Consider the following 20,540-nt stretch of genomic DNA (forward strand, 5'->3'; position numbering starts at 1 on the left):
TAAATCGGCCCAGAAAACCGCTTTGATAGAGCGACCATCTTCGTCAAAAATACCAGCGGCATTGGTGAAAGCTGTAATTTTGGGTATGCTTGCGCCTTTTGCAACGAGCCAGAGCCATGACCACCACTCAAACCGGATTGCCCTACGCCCTTCTTGCCTACTGTCGCCCCGGTTTTGAGCCAGAATGCGCCGAAGAAATTGCTGATCGCGCACTCGCACCAGGTAAATTTGAACGTGGCGATGGCTGGGTGGTTTTTACCCCAACAGAAAAAAGTGGCTGCCAAAAAGTTTTGCGTGATCTACTCGCACTAAATTTAATTTTTTCACGCCAAACACTGCAAGTTCATCAGCGTCTAAGCCTAGGCAGCAAAGATCGCTTAACGCCGATTGTTGATGCGTTAAAAATTCAAAATACCGTTTTTAGTGATGTTTGGTTAGAGCACCCCGATAGCAATGAAGGTAAATCGCTATCTGGATTTACGCGTAAATTTGGTGACTATGTTGCCAAAGCCATGACAACGCATGATTGGTTGCAACCTCAAACATCTCGCCAGCGTTTGCATTTATTTTTCCCGGCGCAAAATGAAGTCATGGTTGCTTCACGCCCGGTTCGCGCCACCGATTGGCTCAATGGCATTCCACGTTTACGGATGCCCTCTGATGCGCCAAGCCGCTCAACACTAAAAATGCTTGAAGCCATTTTAGTGTTGGTCGATGAGCCAGAACGTAAATTCCGTGAGGGGATGACGGCAGTCGATCTCGGTGCAGCACCGGGCGGCTGGACTTACCAACTGGTTGCGCGTGGTTTAAAAGTATTTGCAGTCGATAATGGCCCAATGAAAGGCAGTATGGATGGCCATCATCAAGTTAAACATGTCCGCGATGATGGGTTTAAATATCGCCCGAAAAATCCAGTCGATTGGCTGGTGTGTGACATGGTGGAACAGCCAATTCGCATCGCGGATTTAATTGCCAAATGGGTGGCATCCGGCAATGCACGCCGCGCTATTTTTAATTTGAAACTGCCGATGAAAAAGCGCCATCTCGAAGTTGAGAAATGCTTTGCATTGATTGATCAAAAATTAAAGAAAGCCGACATCGCTTATAAAATCACGGCCAAGCAATTATTTCATGACCGCGAAGAAATCACTTGCTATCTCACTGCAGTGAAAGACTAAACTAAGCAAGCATGCCACAGTTTTATGCCAAAACCATGTATTCTTACATCAAACTGTGGTACAAATCCTTTTCTTTTTAGGGGCTAGCTTATGTTTAAAGAGTTTCGTGAATTTGCCATGCGTGGCAATGTGATTGATTTGGCGATTGGTGTCGTGATTGGTGCGGCTTTTGGTAAGATTGTCGACTCGCTGGTCAAAGACATCATTATGCCGCCGATTGGTTTTATCATTGGCAAAGTCGACTTCACCAATTTATTTGTTACCTTGGCCGATGGCAAAACTGCTGGTCCCTATGCCACGCTCAAAGCTGCGCAAGATGCTGGCGCAGTCACGATGAATTTAGGGATGTTTTTAAACTCGCTCATTAGTTTTATTATTGTGGCTTTTGCGATCTTTATGGTTGTTAAAGCCATTAACAAGATTAATCGCAATAAGCCTGCTCCCGAAGCTGCACCAGCGGCAACACCAGAAGATATTGTGTTGTTACGCGAAATTCGTGACTCGCTAAAAAAATAGGTATTTAAAGCTACGCTTTATTGATAAAGGCCTAGCGATAAATACCCATTATTAAAAACCAGGCTGCAGCAATTCACTGCAGCCTTTTTTTAACGTTCAACGCACAGCGCAACACCCATACCACCGCCAATACACAGCGTTGCCAAACCGCGTTTTGCATCGCGGCGAACCATTTCATGCAGCAAGGTCACCAACACTCGGCAACCGGATGCACCCACGGGATGACCCAGTGCAATCGCGCCGCCATTGACATTGACTTTACTCATATCCCATTTCATTTCACGTGCAACACCTAAAGCTTGCGCTGCAAATGCTTCATTGGCTTCAATTAAATCCACGCTATCTAAATCCCAACCAGCACGCTTAAGTGCAGTTTGGCTAGCCAAAACCGGCCCCATACCCATAATTGTTGGGTCAACGCCAGTACTGGCCGAAGCACGAATCGCCGCCATTGGTTTTAAGCCCAAGGCATCAGCGCGTTCACGTGTCATCAACAATACCGCTGCAGCGCCATCATTAATACCCGATGCATTACCTGCGGTTACCGTACCGGCTTTATCAAAAGCCGCCCGCAATTTAGCCAAAGAATCGGCGGTAGTGGCCGGTTTAATAAACTCATCTTGATCAAAAATAACCGGATCGCCCTTACGCTGTGGAATGCTCACCGGTAGGATTTCATCGACAAACCGGCCAGCCGCTTGCGCCGCAGCCGCGCGTTGCTGCGACGTTAACGCCAAAGCATCTTGCTCTTCACGGCTAATAGCATACTTCTTAGCAATATTTTCCGCGGTAACGCCCATATGGTATTGGTTGTAAACATCGGTCAAACCGTCATACACCATGCTGTCGATCAAGTTGGCATTGCCCATCCGAAAGCCGTCGCGGCTACCATTGAGTAAATGCGGCGTGGCGCTCATATTTTCTTGGCCACCGGCGATCACAATCTCGCTATCGCCAGCCAAAATCGCTTGTACGCCCAAAGCCACCGCTTTTAAGCCCGAGCCGCACACTTGATTGATGGTCAAACCCGGCACTGCATCGGGCAAACCAGCAAGACGCACCGCCTGACGCGCAGGATTTTGTCCCAAACCCGCCGTTAAGACATTACCTAAAATCACTTCACTCACTTGCTCGGCGGCCAAACCTGTTTTGGCCAACAAACCTCGGATCACGGTTGCGCCCAATTCAGGTGCTGAAACTTTGGCTAAAGAACCCGAAAAATTGCCAAGCGCGGTACGATAGGCAGCAACAATAACAACTTCTGTCATACAAAACCTCGTTAATGTAGATAATTTGCAAGTAAGTTTGTAAGTCAATACGTAATAAAAAAGCAAGGCTAATCGCCTTGCTCTCTCAAAAAATCAGATTTATACCACACGTGCCTTCACATAACGGCCAGGCGCAGCTTCAATCATTTTATATTGAGTGTTACCCAATTTTTTAGGCGCGGCCACTTGTGAACCCGATTGTGGTGCTAGCCAAGCTGCCCAATCTTGCCACCAGCTACCTGGACGAGACTCGGCTTGTTCTAACCACGCATCGGCATCTTGATCGGTATTTTCATTTACCCAATAATTGCGCTTATTGGTCGAAACCGGATTAATCGCGCCAGCAATATGCCCTGATGCGCCCAACACAAACCGTTTTGGTCCTTGCAAAATGCGAGTACTTAAAAAAGCGGAATGCCAAGGCACGATGTGATCTTCACGCGCAGCAAAAATATATGCTGGCACTTTAATTGTTGTTAAATCAATCGGTGTGCCACACAAACTAAAGGAATTAGGTTTAGTTAAATTATTCTCTAAATACATATTGCGTAAAAAGAAGGTATGCATTGGCAGCGACAAGTTGGCCGAATCACTATTCCAATACAGCAAATCAAACGGTGGTGGATTTTTGCCTTTAAGGTAATTATTTACCACATAATTCCAAACCAAATCATTCGCACGCAGTGCGGAAAATGTTTTCGCCAATTCTTTGCCGTCAATCACGCCTTCAACTTGAGACTCTCGCTGACGAATCAACTTCCAATCAATAAAGTGTTTAATTTCACCCGGATCAGTGTGATCGAGCATCACGGTCATCAAAGTAATTGACTCAAACCAATCCAAACCACGTGCTTGCAATACTGGCATCGCCGTGGTTAATAACTCACCACCAATACAAAATGACAATGCGTTGATTTTTTCAGCTTTACTAATAGCTCGTACCACCTCGGTGGCTTTAATGACGCCCGACTCAATATAATCATCCCATTGCAAATGACCTTGATTCGCTTCAATCGACTTCCAAGAGATTAAAAAGGTACTGTAGCCTTGGCTCACAATATAAGCCATCATCGAATTAGCCGGTTGTAAATCCATAATGTAGTATTTATTCACGCACGGCGGAATCACCAATAATGGACGGCTATACACTTTAGGCGTGGTGGGCGTATATTGAATCAGTTGAAATAATTCATTCTCAAAAATCACTTCACCCGGCGTCATCGCTAAATTTTCACCAATCGCAAATTGACTTTCATCGGTCATGGTAATGGCGCCTTTTTGCATATCCGCCATGAGTTTTTTCATACCTTCTTGCAAACTTTCGCCTTTCGTTTCTAGCGCAAGCTTCATCACTTCTGGATTAGTAAATGCAAAGTTAGCGGGGCTCATTGCATCTAAATACTGCCGAGTAAAAAATGCTGCCTTCTCTTTACTGGCATCATCGCTATTGGCTGCACCGACCATTTCCAGCAACCATCTAGACGTTACTAAATAATTTTGGCGAATATAGTCAAATAGTGGCGCATCCCATTCTGGCGAATTAAATCGCCGATCATTTTTTTCTAGTTCAGCCACTTTAGCTGCTGGCTTAGCGCCAATTAAACCCAGCCATAAATCAAGCTGCTGTTGATAGAACTGTGATTGTGATCCCAACCATGCACTATGCACTGGGCTCATTTTTTGCGCCAAATCATTCATCGCATGCATCGGATCAATCGTCTCGGCATTCGGCTGTGAATTAACCCAGTTTTGGGTCCACTGGCGATGTGCTTCAGTAATTTGCTGAAAAAAAGTGTCCATAGCGGGGTTATTTAACACAGTGTATTGCTCCGAATTTATTCTGCAGATTAATTGACACGCTCTATTTTATTGCAATGCAACATTATCGTAGTCTAACAAAGTTTGCAAGCTTTGCTACTCCTCAGTTGTTGCATTGAAAAAACACGACTACTACTTGATTTAACATGACATTTTTCATTCTATTCAGTAAAATAAATTACCGATTACTAATGCACAACCCGAATAGGTTGGGGAAGATTGATGTCTAAGCTTATAAATTCATTATGTGTGCTGATTAGTGCTAGTGTAATTGCCTACACCCCGCTTGCTTATAGCGCAGAAAAAACCAAAGAAACGCCTTCGAGCAGCGCAAAAAAGACCACCAAAAAAGCCACGACTAGTGCGCAAAAAAAACCATCAAAAACAACAGCTTCTAAGAAAAAAACCACCAAAACCAGTAGCGCTAAAACCAATAAAACCAACAAAAGCAAAGTCACCTACACCAGCCGTAAATCCAATGTTTCAAAATTAGCCATTGCCAATGCCCGGCAAGACGTTCAAGTCACCCGCACCATCGCCGCACGCATGGACGCCGATAATCCTGGCGTTCAATCCAGTGGTGTACTGGTATTAAATCAGCAATCGGGCGAAGTTTTATACGAAAAAAACGCCGACAGCATCATTCCAATTGCATCCATTACCAAATTAATGACCGCGATGGTTGTACTTGATGCACGTTTACCACTGAATGAATTAATTAGCATTACTGAAGCGGATATCGACACGCTCAAAAACACCAGTTCAAGACTCTCGGTCGGCACCACGCTGACTCGTGGCGAAATGCTGTTATTAGCGCTAATGTCATCAGAAAATCGTGCCGCATCAACGCTTAGTCATCACTTCCCTGGCGGCAAGGATGCATTTATTCGCAAAATGAACGAAAAAGCCCAGCAACTGGGTATGCGCAACTCGCGCTTTTATGACTCAACCGGACTAAACCCGAGCAATGTATCTTCGGCGCGGGAATTGGGTTTAATGGTTAAAGCTGCGCAGCGTTATCCTGAAATTCATCAGTTTTCCACCTCTAGCGAATACACCTTTGCGTCCAACAAAAATGGCAGCATGATGACTTTTCGCAATACCAACCCTTTAGTTAAAGACAGCGATTGGGATATTGGCGTTTCTAAAACGGGATTTATTAATGAAGCGGGTCGCTGCATTGTGATGCAGGCCATGATTAATGGTAAACCAGTGGTGATTGTGCTGATGGATTCGAACGGTAAATATACTCGAATTGGCGATGCACAGCGTATTCGTAAATGGATTGAAACCAGCCCACTAGCCAAATTACGCGCGGGATAATTTAAATTTTTAAAATAAAAAGCACCAATTTTATATTGGTGCTTTTTATTTTGTAACGCAAAAATTGATCAAGCAGCTACACGCTAACGCCTAATTATCTCGGCTTTAGCGGGCAGGAATTAAAGCCAAAGAGCCGATACAAAGGACAATACCGAAATATCCCCGTCGCTAAAGGCACAATACCAATCCAGCCCCAGACACCGATCCAGCCCAATAGCGTCGCCAAAATCAATACGGCACCAACGAGCACCCGCAGAGTACGATCCAAACCACCGACATTCATGATTCTTCTCCTTCAGTTTATAAAAACTGCTGCAACCACGCCTTAAACTGTCCGGCCGACAAAGCACCAGACACTCGCTCAAGTTCTGTCCCACCCTCTGCGACCAACAGCGTGGGAATACTACGTACCCGATATTGTTGCCCTAATGCCGGGTACGCTTCGGTATCAACCTTTACAAACAAGAGTTGCCCCGCCATCGCTGCAGCACTGGCGGCAAAAGTAGGCCCAAAACTCTGACAAGGTCCGCACCAAGGCGCCCAAAAATCAACCACCACTGGCCAAGGGCTGTGTTTTAAAATGAGACTTAAATTGTCATTGGTCGCTGAAATTGGCGCGCCGGACAACAAAGGCTGATGACAAGCGCCGCATTGTGGCTGCTCACTCAAGCGCTCAATCGCGAGCTTGTTTTTAGTTTGGCAGTGCGGGCAGGCCAGAATTAAACTCATTTTTATTCCTTAAATCATATTCAACGGTATTTTTAAAAATTGTCGTCCCTGCTCATCTGCCGGCGGCAAATGCCCAGCGCGAATATTCACCTGAATTGAAGGCAATATTAAATTAGGCACCGCCAGCGTAGCATCACGTGCCTGCCGTAGTGCAACAAATTCATCGCGTGTACAAGACAATGGCAGGTGAATATTGTGCGCTTTTTGCTCTGCGATACTGCTTTGCCACTGATATTGGTCTCGCTCGGCGGGTAAATAATCGTGACAAACAAACACGCGCGTCGCATCAGGCAATTGATACAATTTTTGCACCGATTCGTAGAGTGTTGCCGCGTTGCCGCCCGGGAAGTCACAGCGTGCAGTACCCACATCGGGCATAAAAATGGTATCACCCACAAAGACCGCATCGCCAATTAAATAGGCCATATCTGCTGGGGTATGCCCCGGAACAAACAATGCTTTAGCGCTTAGGGTACCAATACCCCATTCTTCATCCGCAGCAAACAAATAATCAAATTGCCGACCATCGGCCACAAATTCAGGCTCTAAACCAAAAATGGGTTTAAATATTTGCTGTACTTTTTCAATCCCCTGTCCGATAGCAATCTTGCCTCCCATCTGCTGTTGCAACCAAACTGCCGCCGATAAATGATCGGCATGCGCATGCGTTTCCAAAATCCAATCGACAGTGAGATTGAGCGACTGAACAGCAGCAACAATCTTTTGCGCCTGCGTGCTGGTTGTTCTTCCCGATTTAGCATCAAAATCGAGCACCGGATCAATCACCACGGCATGACCACCGGCCACATCGTAAACCAGATAGCTGACAGTAAAACTGTTTGGATCAAAAAAAGGTAATACCTGCGCCGATGATTGCGACATAGCCACGCCTCGATAAAATTTATTTACATATAATATTATTTTATATATCATAAAGTCAAACAATATTCCTAGCGTGACACAATGGACCCACAAGCAATGAAAGCCATGCGCCTTGCCGCCCATCAAGCAACGCAAACCTTAAAAATCATGGGCAATGAAGATCGCCTCTTATTGCTGTGCCAAATGGGCACGGGAGAGAAATGCGTTTCTGACTTTGAAGACTTACTTGACATTCGCCAGCCGACTTTATCGCAACAATTGACCGTACTGCGTAATGCGGGGCTAGTAAATACTCGCCGAGATGGCAAACGAATTTATTACTCGCTGGCCAGTGAAGAAGTTCGACACTTAATCAGCGTTTTGTATGAGCTGTATTGCCCTATCGACCTCAATAGCAACACTTCGGAGCCCTCGCATGCAGATTGATTATGCAAACTTTACCCCGCTCGCGTCATTCGCTGGCGGCGCCTTGATTGGTCTATCGGCGGGCTTGCTGATTTTACTCGCCGGCAAAATCGCTGGCATTGCTGGCATCTTGGGCGGCTTAGTGAATAAGTCGCCAGATCGCACTTGGCGAGCTTTATTTGTGTTGGGCCTACTGATTTCACCTTGGGTTTGGCAACTATTTGCGCCGCTGCCGTCGTTAACAATGGTGACCTCAATACCCGGGCTGATCATCGCTGGCCTGCTGGTCGGTATCGGCACCCGCTATGCTAATGGTTGCACTAGCGGACATGGTATTTGTGGACTATCACGGTTTTCATTGCGCTCATTGATTGCGGTGCTGGCCTTTATGAGTAGCGGCTTTGTCAGCGTCTACCTGATCAAACACATTCTTTAGGCGATGAAGATGAAATTAAATGTTATCGGTCTGCTTACTGGTCTTCTTTTTGGCCTAGGTCTGTTATTGGCGGGCATGGCCAGCCCAGCAAAAGTACAGGGGTTTCTTGACATTACCGGACTATGGGACCCGAGTTTGGCCTTCGTTATGGCCGGCGGTATTAGCGTAGCGGTGATTTTCTTTACGCTGGCAAAAAAACGTAACACCACCCTAGTCACGCACGAGGCGATGAAATTACCCAATAACCAGACCATTGATGCCAGACTCATTCTTGGCAGCGTTGCCTTTGGCGCAGGCTGGGGCATTGCGGGCATCTGCCCCGGCCCAGCTTTAGTGGCCGTTGGCGCAGGATCAATTGGTGGGACTATTTTCTTTGCTGCCATGTGGGCCGGCATGCTGCTGTTTGATCGGTTACAAGCGAGATGAAATTACCCATCTTGCAATGGCTACCCAATTATCGCTGTGAGCTAGCATACGGCGACTTTGGCGCCAGCATTATTGTCGCCTTATTACTTATCCCGCAAGGTTTGGCTTATGCACAACTGGCGGGTTTACCTGCACTGGCGGGCATCTACGCCAGCATTGCACCCGTTTTGATCTATGCCTTGTTAGGCAGCAGTATGACCCAATCGGTTGGCCCAATGGCGATTACGTCAGCGATGGCCGCGACCGCACTAATGCCCCTCGCGCCAGTCGGCAGTGCTAGCTATATCGCTCTGGCTAGCACTTTAACCTTAATCTCTGGCTTATTTATGCTGTCTTTTGGCAGCTTTAAACTCGGTAAACTCACGCGGATTTTATCGATTCCAGTGATTCAAGGCTTTAGTGCCGGCACGGCGCTATTAATCGCACTAACACAAACCGGCGCATTACTCAGCGTTTCATGGCAAAGCAGCAATCTGATTGATTGGCTCATCGCCGCCCCTAATGCATTACAACAACTGAGCGTCATCCCGACACTGTTTGGCCTGATTGGTTTGGCCTTATTGTGGGCCAGTGGGGCACCAACGATTTCACTACTGCAACGCTGGGGAATGAGCTTCAAAGTTGCGCAACTCATCAGCCGAGTTTTGCCTTTGTTCGTGCTTATTTTGGCCGGTTTAGTACTGCAATTTGGTCTGACTGATCAGCCTAAAATCCAAATTATTGGCACACTACCGAGCGCTGGATTGAGCATTGTTGGCCCACAAATCAGCCTTAATGCGCTGGAGCAGCTTTGGCTTCCCGCGCTGTTAATTGGTTTAGCTGGATTTTTACAAAGCATCACCATCGCGCAAACCATTGCCGCTGAGCGCAATGAAAAAATCTCAGTCGATCAGGAATTTATCGCACTCGGTGGCGGCAATATTGCAGCGGCGTTTGTTGGCGGCATGCCCGTGAGCGGAGGGTTTTCTCGCACCGCGGTCAATGCCAGCGCAGGGGCGCACACCCCACTCGCGGGCGTGATGACTGCCATTTGGATGCTATTGGGACTGCTTTTTCTTAAAGATGTAATCGCGCTATTGCCGCTGCCTTTATTGGCGGCGACCATTATCTTAGCCACCATCAAAATGCTCAGCCCTGCCTCTTTACGCGCAGCATGGCGTATTGATCGCCGCGATGGTGCCGCTTGGCTACTGACATTTTGCTGCGTCTTACTGGTTGGCCCAATTAACGGCATCGCCATTGGCGTAGGTGTTTCTTTATTGCTGTTTATTTTACGCACCAGCAAACCGCATCTTGCGGTTATTGGCCGTATTGCCGGCAGCGAGCACTTTCGCAATACGCGGTTTTTTAAAGTAGAAATGCCAGCCCACATTGTGGCGATTCGAATCGATGAAAGTCTTTACTTTGGCAATTGCAATCAAGTCGTTGAGCAATGTGAACGATATTTATTGGATTATCCCGGCGCTAAAAATTTAATTTTGGTGCTATCGGCGGTAAACTCAATTGACGTCAGCGCAATCGAAGCTTTGCGTGATTTTCGCAAGTCCCTGGCGCAAAAAGGCATCACGCTGCATCTAGCCGAAGTCAAACGTCACGTACAAAACACCTTGCAACACAGTGCATTTCTGGGTGAACTAGCCAGACCGATTTTTCTCTCCACCCATATCGCCGTCAAAACACTGAGTGAACCTGCGGAGGAGGATTTCAGTATTTAATTGCGGGTTAAATAATTACGACGCTAATGGCATACCGTGGCTGTGGCATGATATCCACATCCAGTTGAATGTAGGGATTATTGATCAGGTATTTAACTGCAAGGCAAGCCAATAATAATCCATAGAGAGATACCCTGTAATTTCAACCTAGTAAACAAAAAAGCCGTTCAAATAATGAACGGCTTTTTTACACTTAGTGTAGAGAACTAGGCATCGAGACTAGAGATTAAATCCAGACACAATGGTTTTTAGATGTAAGGCCATTTTCTCCAAATCTTTCACCGAAGCGCCTACTTCAGACATCGCATCACTATTGCGTTGTGACATATTGCTAATGGTCTCGATGTTTTGCGCGATATCGGTACTGGCCGCAGCTTGTTCACGTGTGGCGTTGGCAATGTCGCCAATGTTAACCAGCATCTGCTCTGTACCAGCACGAACCGTATTCATTGATTCGGCAGCTTGGCGTGACAACTGTACGCTCGCGCCCACTTGCTGCTGAGTTACTTGCATATGATCACCCGCTTTATGAATCTCGCCTTGAATCGCATTCACGATTTTAGAAATCTCAATCGTTGCCTCCCCCGAGCGCCCAGCGAGTTTTCGCACTTCATCGGCCACCACCGCAAAGCCGCGCCCCATATCCCCAGCGCGCGCCGCTTCAATCGCTGCGTTCAGTGCCAACAAATTAGTTTGGTCGGCAATTTCTTTAATCGTTTGCACAATCTGATTCACTTGCAAAGACTGGGTATTCAAGCTTTGCATCGACGCCACCAAATGCGCCATTGTTTCGTGAATTTGCGCGATTTCTTTCGCCACTTCATCGACTTTAAACTGGCTGGCCGAGGTTTCTTTGCCGGTTTCACGTGCCGTTTGTTCAAAATCATGCGCCGAATCGGCAATGTGCTGAATACTGACGGTGACTTCTTCAACACTGGCCGCAGTGGAGATCGCTGCCTCAGCCTGATGAATTGACGATGTTTTCACCGTTTCAGCGGGCCCCGCTAATTGCTGGCTGGCCTGACTAACCGCTTCGCTTTGCGAGCGAACATCTAAAAACATACCGCGTAGCGTGACGACAAATTGATTAAATGCTTGCGCGGTGCGGCCAATTTCATCTTGGCCATGAATCGGCAATTGCCGCGTCAAATCGCCCTGACCACTAGAGACTTCTTCCATCGCGATGGCTAAACGGCGCAGCGGGGCAATCAAGATATTGAGGACCACACTCAATACCGCAACAATCAACACCAGCGCAATCAAGCCCACTACGATCGCCCAGTTTCGTACCGACACCGCTTCGGCCACCACCACCGACTCAGGTACGACCACCCCCACAGACCATGGCTGCTGGCTATTGCCTATTTTGATCGGCTGATATTCATACAACAGGCCATCGCGCTCAAAATGCACCGCTTTGCCAGCACGTAAATCAGCCATAAATCCAGCTGGATAATCCGCCTCGTCGACCTTTTTACCGGCTTTTGCCGCATCGGGCGCCACCACATACAGACCGCCATTCGAAATCAAATTCACATGCCCCACACCAAAAGGCTTAGCTTGGCCGATGCTCGTTTGCAAAGACGCCAAAGGCAAATCAACGGCGGCAACGCCTAAAAATTGCCCCGCAGCATTTTTTATCGCCACCACCAATGACGACAGCAACACTTGCTGGCCATTTACATCGTACGACGTTGGCTCAGTCACCGTGTCTTGCTGGCGCTGCTTAGGCACATAATAAAAATCGCCCCAGCCGGCAGTTTCGTACGGTGCTTGATATTGCAAAGGATTGGCTCGAAATGGCTCAGCGGCGGCTTTTTGTGCCGAGCCCAATAATGTATCTTGAATAATCTTGCCTTCACTACGAACAATATAGGGGGTATATCGTCCTGTAGGATCATGCTTGGGCCAATCCTGTCGATACCCATCGTCCTTACCATCTAGCGCATTGGGCTCCCACACCATATACAAACCAGAAGCGAGAGGTTGCGAGGCCAACATACTCATCATGACGTTATCGAGTACTTTACGCTCAGGAACACCATTCGCTTGCATCCCTGTCATCGCCAGCGCTAGATTAATCGGCAATTGGTAAGCGGCAGTAAACTGACCTTCAACTTGATCGGCATAAGCACGCGCTTGTTCTTGCAAGCGCAATAAGCCTTGTGCCTTAGCCGATTGATAGGCATTGCTGGCAATAATTAAAATCATTGCCGAAAAACCAGTCACAATGGCGACAGAGGTAAACAACAAGATTTTGGTTCTTAAACTCATACGGCTTAAGTGCAGCATTTGAAATCCAGCGAGATAGGTAATTAGTTATATTAATTTTAACTAATACGGCACTATTCACCTAGACAAATCAACGGCAACAGCAAATCGAACACTATTCGGCTTGAAAGTAAATCACGTGCTCGCATTCCACCTCAATACCAATGGCTTCGCCAATCGCATGATTGTGATGGCTAGGCACCAAAGACAGCACCTTATGCCCTGAAGGCAGCGCCAAAGTGTACAAAAAATGCGCGCCGCGAAATACCTTCGCCACGACCTCGGCCTTGAGCGGACTGTGATCGACATGCACAATATCATCCGGGCGAATCAGCACTTCCATTTCGCTGCCGATACCACATTCAATCGGCACCGTACGGCAAATCTCACCGAGTTCAAATTCAATACAATTGGGCCCACTTAAGCGCGCGGGCAGCATCACCCCTTCACCAATAAAATTGGCCACAAAGCGATCCGCCGGCTCATGATACAAATCATAAGGTGCAGCCCATTGCCGTAATGCACCATCGTGCATCACGCCCACGCGATCAGCCATCGCAAACGCTTCGCGCTGATCATGCGTCACTAAAATCGCCGTGGTTCCACTGGCTTTTAAAATCGCCCGCACCTCTTGCCCCAAACGCTCACGCAACTCAACGTCTAAATTTGAGAACGGTTCATCCAGCAAAAGCAATCGCGGCTTGGGTGCTAAGGCGCGCGCCAATGCCACGCGCTGCTGTTGCCCACCGGACAATTGATGCGGATAGCGATCTTCCACATGGCTTAAGCCGACCAACTCCAGCAGTTCAGCGATTTTCTTGGCGTCTTGCTGAGCGTCTTTTTTAGGTAAACCAAACGCAATATTCGCCGACACCGTTAAATGCGGAAATAAAGCGTAATCTTGAAACACCATGCCGATGCCGCGCTCTTGCACCGGCGTTTGCAATTGCGCCGAGCCTACTTTGCGTCCAGCCAAAATAATTTGTCCGCCAAGCAAGGGTTCAAACCCTGCAATCGCGCGTAAAACCGTGGTTTTACCGCAGCCCGAAGCGCCGAGCAAACAGCCTATTTCACCTTCGAGTAATTCAAACGACAAATCTTCAACGACTTTACGCCCGGCAAACGAAACTGCCAGCGCCTCAACTTGTAGCAATGCCATTATTCACTCTCTGATTTTCTAACCAATAAAATCACTGGCAATAAGCCACTGATTACAATCAATAAACTCGGCAAAGCCGCGTTTTGCCACATGCCTTCAGACGTCATTTCAAACACCCGTACCGCCAAGGTATCCCAACCAAATGGGCGCGTCATCAAGGTGATTGGCATTTCTTTCATTACATCGACAAACACCATCAACACCGCCGTCATCACCCCGCCTTGCAGTAGCGGTAAATGCAAACGCCACAATAAACCGCGCTCACTCACCCCTAAGGTGCGCGCCGCATCTTCTTGATTACGACTAATCCTTTGCATCGCACTATCAATCGGTTGAAAGCCCACCGCCATAAACCGCGCCGCCAAAGCCAGCAGCATCACCGCCACTGAGCCTTTTAAAATCTGAAACGTCGTAAAGCCCAAAGCATGGGCAATGGGCAGCAATTGATTATCTAGCCACGCAATCGGTATAAACACCCCAACGGCTAACACCGTCCCCGGTACGGCATAACCCACGGTGGCGATTCTTACCAAGACTGAGGTGATTTTTGCTGGATAGCGGCGCTGCACATACACCATTAGCAATGCCAATACAGTGACAATCAATGCCGCCAACAAAGAGATGCCGATCGAGCGCAAAATAAACCCCGGATAGCGCGAATCAAAATCCTCACGCCAAACTTCAGCACACCAAACTAGCAGTTGCACCATCGGAATTAAAAACGCTAATAGCAGCACCAAGGTACAAGCCGCTGTGGCCCAACGACCTTGCGAGCGCGTCAAAATAATCCGTTCACGCGCCACAATCCGGCCATGATAGCGGCGAGCACCCCGCCCCCAACGCTCAAGCCCGAGCATCAGTAGCACCAACAACACCAGCAAAGAGGCCAATTGCGAGGCTGCAGTGAGGTTAAATAATGAAAACCACGATTTATAAATGGCGGTGGTAAAGGTATCAAAATTAAAAATGGACACCGTGCCAAAGTCAGCCAGCGTTTCCATCAGCGCCAACGTCACACCACCAATAAGCCAAGGCCGCGCCATGGGCAATGCCACAGCAAAAAACGCCCGAGGACGAGACATGCCCAACATTTGTGCTGCCTCAAGTGCACGTTTACCTTGGGTTAAAAACGCATTTCTAGCGAGCAAATACACATAGGGATAAAACGCCAACGACATCACCAAAATCACGCCGCCAGTACTGCGAATGCGCGGAAACCACGCCGACGAGCCCGTCCATTCACGCAATAGCGTTTGTACCGGCCCAGTAAAATCTAAAAATCCCACCATCACAAAAGCCAGCACATAGGCTGGCATGGCCAAAGGCAACATTAAAGCCCAAGCAAAAAATTTCCGTCCGGGGAACTGGCATACGGCGGTAAGCCAAGCCAGCGGCACGCCCAAGAGCAACACCCCTAGACCCACGCCCACGATCAAGATCAGGGTATTTTTGAGTACATCGGGCAAGACATATTCAGATAAATGCTGCCAAATTTCAGGCTCGGGATGCAAGAAAGATCCCATCACCACCAACAGCGGAATCAGGGTCAGCAATGCAATTGGCAACAGCAGCACCGCACCGCGTGGAGACATAAAACGCATTAGAAATCCAAAAATATGAAAAAGGCAGCCGATTAACGGCTGCCTATGAATTGTAATCGGGCGCGGGCGATATGCCACGTATTGATTACAATAAAATGAAAGCGAAGTACGACATATCCATTTTAACAAACAAGCTCAAAACACACTAAGAACGAAAACAACAGCGTGTTTTGCGGCAAGATTCACTGGAGGTCGTACTTACAATGACATTATTTATATCCAGCACGGTCCATTAATTTAACCGCTTGCGATTGCAATTCACCGGCTTTACTCATATTGATTAAGTTTTGCTTAAATGGGCCCCAAGAAGCTACCAATTGATCGGGCTTAACCGCTGGATTAACAGGAAATTCCATGTCTTTATCGGCATAGATATTTTGCGCTTTCGGCGACGACAACCATTCGATCAACTTCAAAGCACCCGCTTCATTTTTGGCGTAGCGTGTTACACCAGCGCCCGAAACATTGACATGCACGCCCTCAGCTTTTTGATTGGCCCAGAATAATTTAGCGTTAAATTTAGGGTCTTTCTCAACAATTCGGCCGTAATAATAGGTGTTGGCAATACCCACACCACACTGACCGGCAGCAATGGCTTCCAACAATTTAGTGTCATCAGGGAATACATTGGTCGCTAAGTTTGCCACCCAACCGCGAACAATTTTCTCGGTTTTCGCTTCGCCATATTGCGCGATCATCATCGCAACCAATGACTGGTTGTAGACTTTTTTACTAGTGCGTAAGCATAATTTGCCTTTCCATTTTGGATCGGCCAAGTCTTCATACGTCGACAACTGATCGGCGTTCACTAACTCTGGGTTGTAAAACATGGTGCGTGCGCGCACTGAGAGGCCATACCATTGCCCTTTTTGATCACGCAAATGCGCTGGAATATTCGCGTCTAACACTTTTGAGTTCACTGTTTTCAACAAACCCAAATTCGATGCTTGCCAAAGATTACCCGCATCCACAGTAATCAGCATATCTGCTGGGGTGTTGCTGCCTTCAGCCTGTAGACGCGCCATCAATGGACCTTCTTTATCGGTCAACACTTTGATTTCAACGCCAGTTTGCTGGGTATACGCATCAAACAATGGCTTAATTAATTGCTCATTGCGTGCGCTATAAACAGTGACGGTTTCTGCCTGAGCAAAGCCCGACAGCAAAGACAAGGTCAGCACAGAGAATGCGATGCGTTTCATCATGAGTCATTCCAAAAAAAAGAAAGGTAAAGTGCGATCACTGTAGCACACAATAGCAATCATTCTCAATATCATATACAAAGCTAACCGACTCTTTTTCGCTTATGATTTTGCGTCTGCCGCCAGCAGCGCTACAATCGCCTACCCAGATAAAGGAAAGCCCCATGCTTTGGTTTCGTAACTTACAAATTTATCGTCTCAGCGCCGATCATGCACTCACCAGCGAATCCATTGGCACCGAGTTGGCCAAACGCCCGTTTGTGCCTTGCGGCAGCATGGATATGCAAAGCTGTGGCTGGGTTGCACCCGCCCGTCATGCGCCAGAAGATTTCGCCTTCGTACGCCAAGATGCCGTGTTGATTAGTCTGAAAACCGAAGAAAAAGTACTGCCTGCCGCCGTCATTAAAGACGAGCTCGATCAGCGTGTTTTGCATATTGAGCAAGAAGAAAACCGCAAAGTTGGCCGTAAAGAACAGCGCGAAATGAAAGAGCGCATTACCGATGAGTTGTTGCCACGTGCATTTACCCGTAGCCGCACCAATCGCGCTTTGCTTGATTTAGCCAATGGCTTAGTCATTGTCGATGCGGCATCGGCCGCCAAAGCCGAATATCTACTCTCAACCCTGCGCGAAACGCTCGGCAGCTTGCCAACCCGCTTGATTGATACCGAAATCAGCCCAGCAATGGCGATGACCGATTGGCTGGCGAGCGAACCACCCCAAGCGTTTACCATCGGCCAAGATGCCGAGCTTAAAGTACCGGGCGATGAAGGCTCGATTGCCCGCTTTAAACGCCAAGTGATGGACTGCGAAGAAGTTCGCCAACATTTAGAAGCAGGCAAAATTGCCACGCGTTTAGCCTTAGCTTTTGGTGAACGCCTCACGTTTACGCTGACCGAAGCGTTAGAGATCAAATCACTGGCGATGCTTGACGTACTCAAAGACGAAGTCAAAGATATGGACGCCGAAACGCAAGACGCGCTTTTTGAGTCACAAATGGCGCTATTGATTGGTGAGCTACGCGGGTTTATTCCTGAATTAGTTGAAGCGCTGGGCGGCGAAACGCAAAAAACCTAAGCTATTTAGTCGCCGACACCACTCAAACATTGAAAAGCCAACGCAGAGGCGCAGAGACGCGGAGGCGCGGAGGAAATTCAGGGTTTTTCGATTGATTTTCTCTGTACCTTTGCGTCAAAAGCGACACCCGCAATGAAATTAAGGAAAAAATGCCGCTCACTTGACTTAAGTGAACGGCATTACCGCTTAAACCGTGGTTTTTACTGGGGTTTAAGTTCTGACTTGGCTTTTTTCTGCGCCTCTGCGTCTAAGTGTCTTTATTGAATGAACAGCATGACGCTAACGAGGCTGGTTTTTATTACCAAAGCCACAACTACAAAGTTAGAGCGAGTTTAAAGCCCTGCTCTATCGCCCGCTTGGCATCGAGTTCACCCGCCTCAAGCGCGCCGCCAATCAAATGCACCGACTGCTGCAAAGCTTGCAGCTGAGCGTATAAATCACTGACTGACTCTTGCCCGGCACACATAATGATTTGCTCGACTGGCAGGCATTTTTCAACGCCGTCATGACGTATATGCAAACCGGAATCATCGATTTTTAAATATTCAACGCCGCCCCATAAATGCACGCCGCTGCGCTGTAAGCCGATGCGGTGAATCCAACCGGTAGTGCGGCCTGGCCCAGCGCCAGGTTTACCTTTACTGCGTTTAAGTAGCCAAACTTCACGACCGCTATCGTGTACTTGCGGCGCAACTAAACCACCTTGGTGGCTTAAGGAGGTATCAACACCCCACTCGGCCAAATACTCCCGCTCGGTATGCATGCCATTGACTAAGAAATCCGCAACATCGACGCCAATACCCCCAGCACCAATTACGGCGATTTTTTGTTTTGGCCGCACTTTACCAGAGATTAAATCGGGATAACTCACCACACTGGTGTGATCAATCCCTTCGATTTGCGCCACACGCGGCACCACCCCAGTCGCAACAATCACCTCAGCAAACTTGCCTGCCAATTGCGTAGCGGTGACCCGCTGATTAAGTTGAATTTCAACGTTAAATTTGGCCAACATCACCGTAAAGTAGCGCAATGTTTCGCTAAATTCGGCCTTGGCTGGAATATTTTGTGCCAAGCCAAACTGCCCACCAATTTCTGGCCCAGCTTCAAACAGCGTTACGTCATGCCCAGCTTGCGCGGCGGTCAAGGCAGCCATCAATCCGGCAGGCCCAGCACCCACCACGGCGATGGTTTTCGGCTGTTGGCTCGTTACGACATTGAGTTCAGTCTCATTACACGCCCGTGGATTGACTAAGCACGAAGCAGGTTTTCCTTCAAACACATGATCCAGACATGCTTGATTACACGCAATACAGGTATTGATCTCTAACGCACGTCCAGTTTGGGCTTTAAGCAGATACTCTGGGTCAGCCAATAAAGGTCGCGCCAATGACACCATATCGGCATCGCCACGCGCCAAAATTTCTTCGGCGATTTCTGGCGTGCTAATCCGATTCACCGCAATCAAAGGAATGCCCACGTGCGGTTTTAGCGCCCGAGTTACCCAGCTATACGCACCACGCGGTACGGTTGCGGCAATGGTGGGTATTCGGGCTTCGTGCCAACCAATACCGGTATTGAGTAATGTCACCCCAGCCAATTCCAGCGCTTGGGCCAATTCAATGGCTTCGGCCAAAGTGCCGCCTTGCTCGACTAAATCGAGCAAAGAAATGCGGAAAATCACAATTGAATTGGGCCCTAAGGCAGCGCGTACTGCTTTGGCGATTTCAATGGCAAACCGCTGCCGATTGGCGACGCTGCCACCCCAAGCGTCTTGGCGCACATTGCTGCGTTCAACCAAAAATTGATTAATTAGGTAGCCTTCCGAACCCATAATCTCGACGCCATCATAGCCAGCGCGCTGCGCCAAACTGGCGGTATTGGCAAAGTCGGCAATGGTTTGTTCGATTTCAGCGGCGCTGAGTTCGCGTGGCGTAAAAGCAGAAATGGGCGAAGCAATCGCCGACGGTGCCACCGCATCCGCATGATAGCCATAGCGACCGGTATGCAAAATTTGTAGGGCGATCTTGCCGCCATTGGCATGCACTGCGCTGGTGATCGGAATATGCCGTGCCAGCTGACTGGCCTCATTAAGCATCGATGAGCCAACATACATGCAACCTGCCGGATTGGGCGAAATGCCGCCAGTGACAATCAAGCTCACCCCACCCGCAGCACGTTCAGCATAAAAAGCCGCCAATCGCTCAGGGGCATCGTCGTGCTCTTCTAAACCGGTGTGCATCGAGCCCATTAAGGCGCGATTTTTTAGCGTGGTAAAACCAAGATCAAGCGGGGTAAATAAATGCGGGTATAAGGGCACAGCCGTCTCCAAACGATCGTTTGAATGACATTAGCTTAGATCGCCCTCGCTAGACTATTAGGGTTAATCACTCAGTCTCGATTAAACGACACTTTTAGCCCCAAGCCCATCCAACAGCGCACACAATAAGCTGACACCATGTGTATTAGCAGCAAAGGAATATCCTGATTAGATGACCATCTCTGCCAGCAAAAATTGCACTTATCGGCGCTGGT

18 protein-coding genes are annotated in these 20,540 nt (G+C 48.1%); 8 read left to right on the forward strand and 10 right to left on the reverse strand.

What is annotated here, in order from left to right; genetic code table 11:
- Positions 1–116 precede the first annotated feature (116 nt).
- Positions 117–1,178: a 23S rRNA (cytidine(2498)-2'-O)-methyltransferase RlmM gene (gene rlmM, locus K4H25_RS10665; RefSeq protein ID WP_221020491.1), complete on the forward strand. Its 1,062-nt coding sequence runs from the start codon at positions 117–119 to the stop codon at positions 1,176–1,178.
- A 90-nt stretch (positions 1,179–1,268) separates the two neighbouring features.
- Entirely contained in the window at positions 1,269–1,694 is a 426-nt protein-coding gene (mscL, locus tag K4H25_RS10670) for a large conductance mechanosensitive channel protein MscL (RefSeq protein WP_221020492.1), read from the forward strand.
- Positions 1,695–1,783: 89 nt separating this feature from the next.
- Here mscL and K4H25_RS10675 read toward each other — a convergent pair whose 3' ends face one another.
- Entirely contained in the window at positions 1,784–2,962 is a 1,179-nt protein-coding gene (locus K4H25_RS10675) for an acetyl-CoA C-acetyltransferase (protein WP_221020493.1), read from the reverse strand.
- Positions 2,963–3,061: 99 nt separating this feature from the next.
- Positions 3,062–4,762, reverse strand: a complete 1,701-nt coding sequence (locus K4H25_RS10680; RefSeq protein ID WP_221020494.1) for a PHA/PHB synthase family protein — start codon at positions 4,760–4,762, stop codon at positions 3,062–3,064.
- Positions 4,763–5,002: 240 nt separating this feature from the next.
- On the opposite strand from K4H25_RS10680, the gene pbpG reads away from it, so the two are divergent.
- Entirely contained in the window at positions 5,003–6,103 is a 1,101-nt protein-coding gene (gene pbpG / locus K4H25_RS10685) for a D-alanyl-D-alanine endopeptidase (protein WP_221020495.1), read from the forward strand.
- Between the two features lie 94 nt (positions 6,104–6,197).
- Here the strand turns inward: pbpG and K4H25_RS10690 are convergent, their stop codons facing one another.
- The 3 genes from K4H25_RS10690 to K4H25_RS10700 are packed head-to-tail and all read right to left on the reverse strand — an operon-like array spanning position 6,198 to position 7,714.
- On the reverse strand, positions 6,198–6,386 hold the full coding sequence (locus tag K4H25_RS10690) for a YgaP family membrane protein (protein WP_221020496.1): 189 nt from the start codon (positions 6,384–6,386) through the stop codon (positions 6,198–6,200).
- 17 nt (positions 6,387–6,403) lie between these two features.
- Positions 6,404–6,832, reverse strand: a complete 429-nt coding sequence (gene trxC / locus K4H25_RS10695; RefSeq protein ID WP_221020497.1) for a thioredoxin TrxC — start codon at positions 6,830–6,832, stop codon at positions 6,404–6,406.
- A gap of 9 nt (positions 6,833–6,841) precedes the next feature.
- Positions 6,842–7,714, reverse strand: a complete 873-nt coding sequence (locus K4H25_RS10700) for an MBL fold metallo-hydrolase (protein WP_221020498.1) — start codon at positions 7,712–7,714, stop codon at positions 6,842–6,844.
- Between the two features lie 81 nt (positions 7,715–7,795).
- Between K4H25_RS10700 and K4H25_RS10705 the strand changes: the two genes are divergently transcribed.
- Genes K4H25_RS10705 through K4H25_RS10720 form a run of 4 tightly spaced genes read left to right on the forward strand, consistent with a single transcriptional unit; the run spans position 7,796 to position 10,696 of the window.
- Positions 7,796–8,140 carry an ArsR/SmtB family transcription factor gene (locus tag K4H25_RS10705; RefSeq protein WP_221020499.1) on the forward strand — a complete coding sequence of 115 codons (345 nt, stop codon included), beginning with the start codon at positions 7,796–7,798 and terminating at the stop codon, positions 8,138–8,140.
- Positions 8,130–8,555, forward strand: a complete 426-nt coding sequence (locus tag K4H25_RS10710; protein ID WP_221020500.1) for a YeeE/YedE family protein — start codon at positions 8,130–8,132, stop codon at positions 8,553–8,555. Before K4H25_RS10705 ends, K4H25_RS10710 begins: the two co-directional genes overlap by 11 nt.
- A 9-nt stretch (positions 8,556–8,564) precedes the next feature.
- Complete coding sequence (locus tag K4H25_RS10715; protein ID WP_221020501.1) at positions 8,565–8,981, forward strand: DUF6691 family protein; 417 nt, start codon at positions 8,565–8,567, stop codon at positions 8,979–8,981.
- Positions 8,978–10,696, forward strand: coding sequence for a SulP family inorganic anion transporter (locus K4H25_RS10720; protein ID WP_221020502.1), 1,719 nt, complete (start codon positions 8,978–8,980; stop codon positions 10,694–10,696). Before K4H25_RS10715 ends, K4H25_RS10720 begins: the two co-directional genes overlap by 4 nt.
- 219 nt (positions 10,697–10,915) lie before the next feature.
- Here the strand turns inward: K4H25_RS10720 and K4H25_RS10725 are convergent, their stop codons facing one another.
- The 4 genes from K4H25_RS10725 to K4H25_RS10740 form a co-directional block, all read right to left on the reverse strand.
- On the reverse strand, positions 10,916–12,988 hold the full coding sequence (locus K4H25_RS10725; RefSeq protein WP_221020503.1) for a methyl-accepting chemotaxis protein: 2,073 nt from the start codon (positions 12,986–12,988) through the stop codon (positions 10,916–10,918).
- A gap of 94 nt (positions 12,989–13,082) precedes the next feature.
- Complete coding sequence (locus K4H25_RS10730; protein WP_221020504.1) at positions 13,083–14,126, reverse strand: ABC transporter ATP-binding protein; 1,044 nt, start codon at positions 14,124–14,126, stop codon at positions 13,083–13,085.
- Positions 14,126–15,727, reverse strand: a complete 1,602-nt coding sequence (locus K4H25_RS10735) for an ABC transporter permease (RefSeq protein ID WP_221020505.1) — start codon at positions 15,725–15,727, stop codon at positions 14,126–14,128. Before K4H25_RS10735 ends, K4H25_RS10730 begins: the two co-directional genes overlap by 1 nt.
- 209 nt (positions 15,728–15,936) lie before the next feature.
- Positions 15,937–16,932, reverse strand: coding sequence for an extracellular solute-binding protein (locus K4H25_RS10740; RefSeq protein WP_221020506.1), 996 nt, complete (start codon positions 16,930–16,932; stop codon positions 15,937–15,939).
- Positions 16,933–17,093: 161 nt separating this feature from the next.
- On the opposite strand from K4H25_RS10740, the gene K4H25_RS10745 reads away from it, so the two are divergent.
- Positions 17,094–18,005 (forward strand): recombination-associated protein RdgC, encoded by a 912-nt coding sequence (locus K4H25_RS10745; protein WP_221020507.1) that lies wholly within the window; start codon positions 17,094–17,096, stop codon positions 18,003–18,005.
- A 313-nt stretch (positions 18,006–18,318) separates the two neighbouring features.
- Here the strand turns inward: K4H25_RS10745 and K4H25_RS10750 are convergent, their stop codons facing one another.
- Complete coding sequence (locus tag K4H25_RS10750; RefSeq protein WP_221020508.1) at positions 18,319–20,325, reverse strand: NADPH-dependent 2,4-dienoyl-CoA reductase; 2,007 nt, start codon at positions 20,323–20,325, stop codon at positions 18,319–18,321.
- Positions 20,326–20,540: the final 215 nt, after the last annotated feature.

Source organism: Deefgea piscis (assembly GCF_019665785.1).
Lineage (GTDB): Bacteria > Pseudomonadota > Gammaproteobacteria > Burkholderiales > Chitinibacteraceae > Deefgea.

Bases quoted from the DNA above. Each gene is read 5' to 3' on its own strand.
- rlmM (WP_221020491.1), top strand. From the start codon at position 117: ATGACCACCACTCAAACCGGATTGCCCTACGCCCTTCTTGCCTACTGT.
- mscL (WP_221020492.1), top strand. From the start codon at position 1,269: ATGTTTAAAGAGTTTCGTGAATTTGCCATGCGTGGCAATGTGATTGAT.
- K4H25_RS10675 (WP_221020493.1), bottom strand. From the start codon at position 2,962: ATGACAGAAGTTGTTATTGTTGCTGCCTATCGTACCGCGCTTGGCAAT.
- K4H25_RS10680 (WP_221020494.1), bottom strand. From the start codon at position 4,762: ATGGACACTTTTTTTCAGCAAATTACTGAAGCACATCGCCAGTGGACC.
- pbpG (WP_221020495.1), top strand. From the start codon at position 5,003: ATGTCTAAGCTTATAAATTCATTATGTGTGCTGATTAGTGCTAGTGTA.
- K4H25_RS10690 (WP_221020496.1), bottom strand. From the start codon at position 6,386: ATGAATGTCGGTGGTTTGGATCGTACTCTGCGGGTGCTCGTTGGTGCC.
- trxC (WP_221020497.1), bottom strand. From the start codon at position 6,832: ATGAGTTTAATTCTGGCCTGCCCGCACTGCCAAACTAAAAACAAGCTC.
- K4H25_RS10700 (WP_221020498.1), bottom strand. From the start codon at position 7,714: ATGTCGCAATCATCGGCGCAGGTATTACCTTTTTTTGATCCAAACAGT.
- K4H25_RS10705 (WP_221020499.1), top strand. From the start codon at position 7,796: ATGGACCCACAAGCAATGAAAGCCATGCGCCTTGCCGCCCATCAAGCA.
- K4H25_RS10710 (WP_221020500.1), top strand. From the start codon at position 8,130: ATGCAGATTGATTATGCAAACTTTACCCCGCTCGCGTCATTCGCTGGC.
- K4H25_RS10715 (WP_221020501.1), top strand. From the start codon at position 8,565: ATGAAATTAAATGTTATCGGTCTGCTTACTGGTCTTCTTTTTGGCCTA.
- K4H25_RS10720 (WP_221020502.1), top strand. From the start codon at position 8,978: ATGAAATTACCCATCTTGCAATGGCTACCCAATTATCGCTGTGAGCTA.
- K4H25_RS10725 (WP_221020503.1), bottom strand. From the start codon at position 12,988: ATGCTGCACTTAAGCCGTATGAGTTTAAGAACCAAAATCTTGTTGTTT.
- K4H25_RS10730 (WP_221020504.1), bottom strand. From the start codon at position 14,126: ATGGCATTGCTACAAGTTGAGGCGCTGGCAGTTTCGTTTGCCGGGCGT.
- K4H25_RS10735 (WP_221020505.1), bottom strand. From the start codon at position 15,727: ATGCGTTTTATGTCTCCACGCGGTGCGGTGCTGCTGTTGCCAATTGCA.
- K4H25_RS10740 (WP_221020506.1), bottom strand. From the start codon at position 16,932: ATGATGAAACGCATCGCATTCTCTGTGCTGACCTTGTCTTTGCTGTCG.
- K4H25_RS10745 (WP_221020507.1), top strand. From the start codon at position 17,094: ATGCTTTGGTTTCGTAACTTACAAATTTATCGTCTCAGCGCCGATCAT.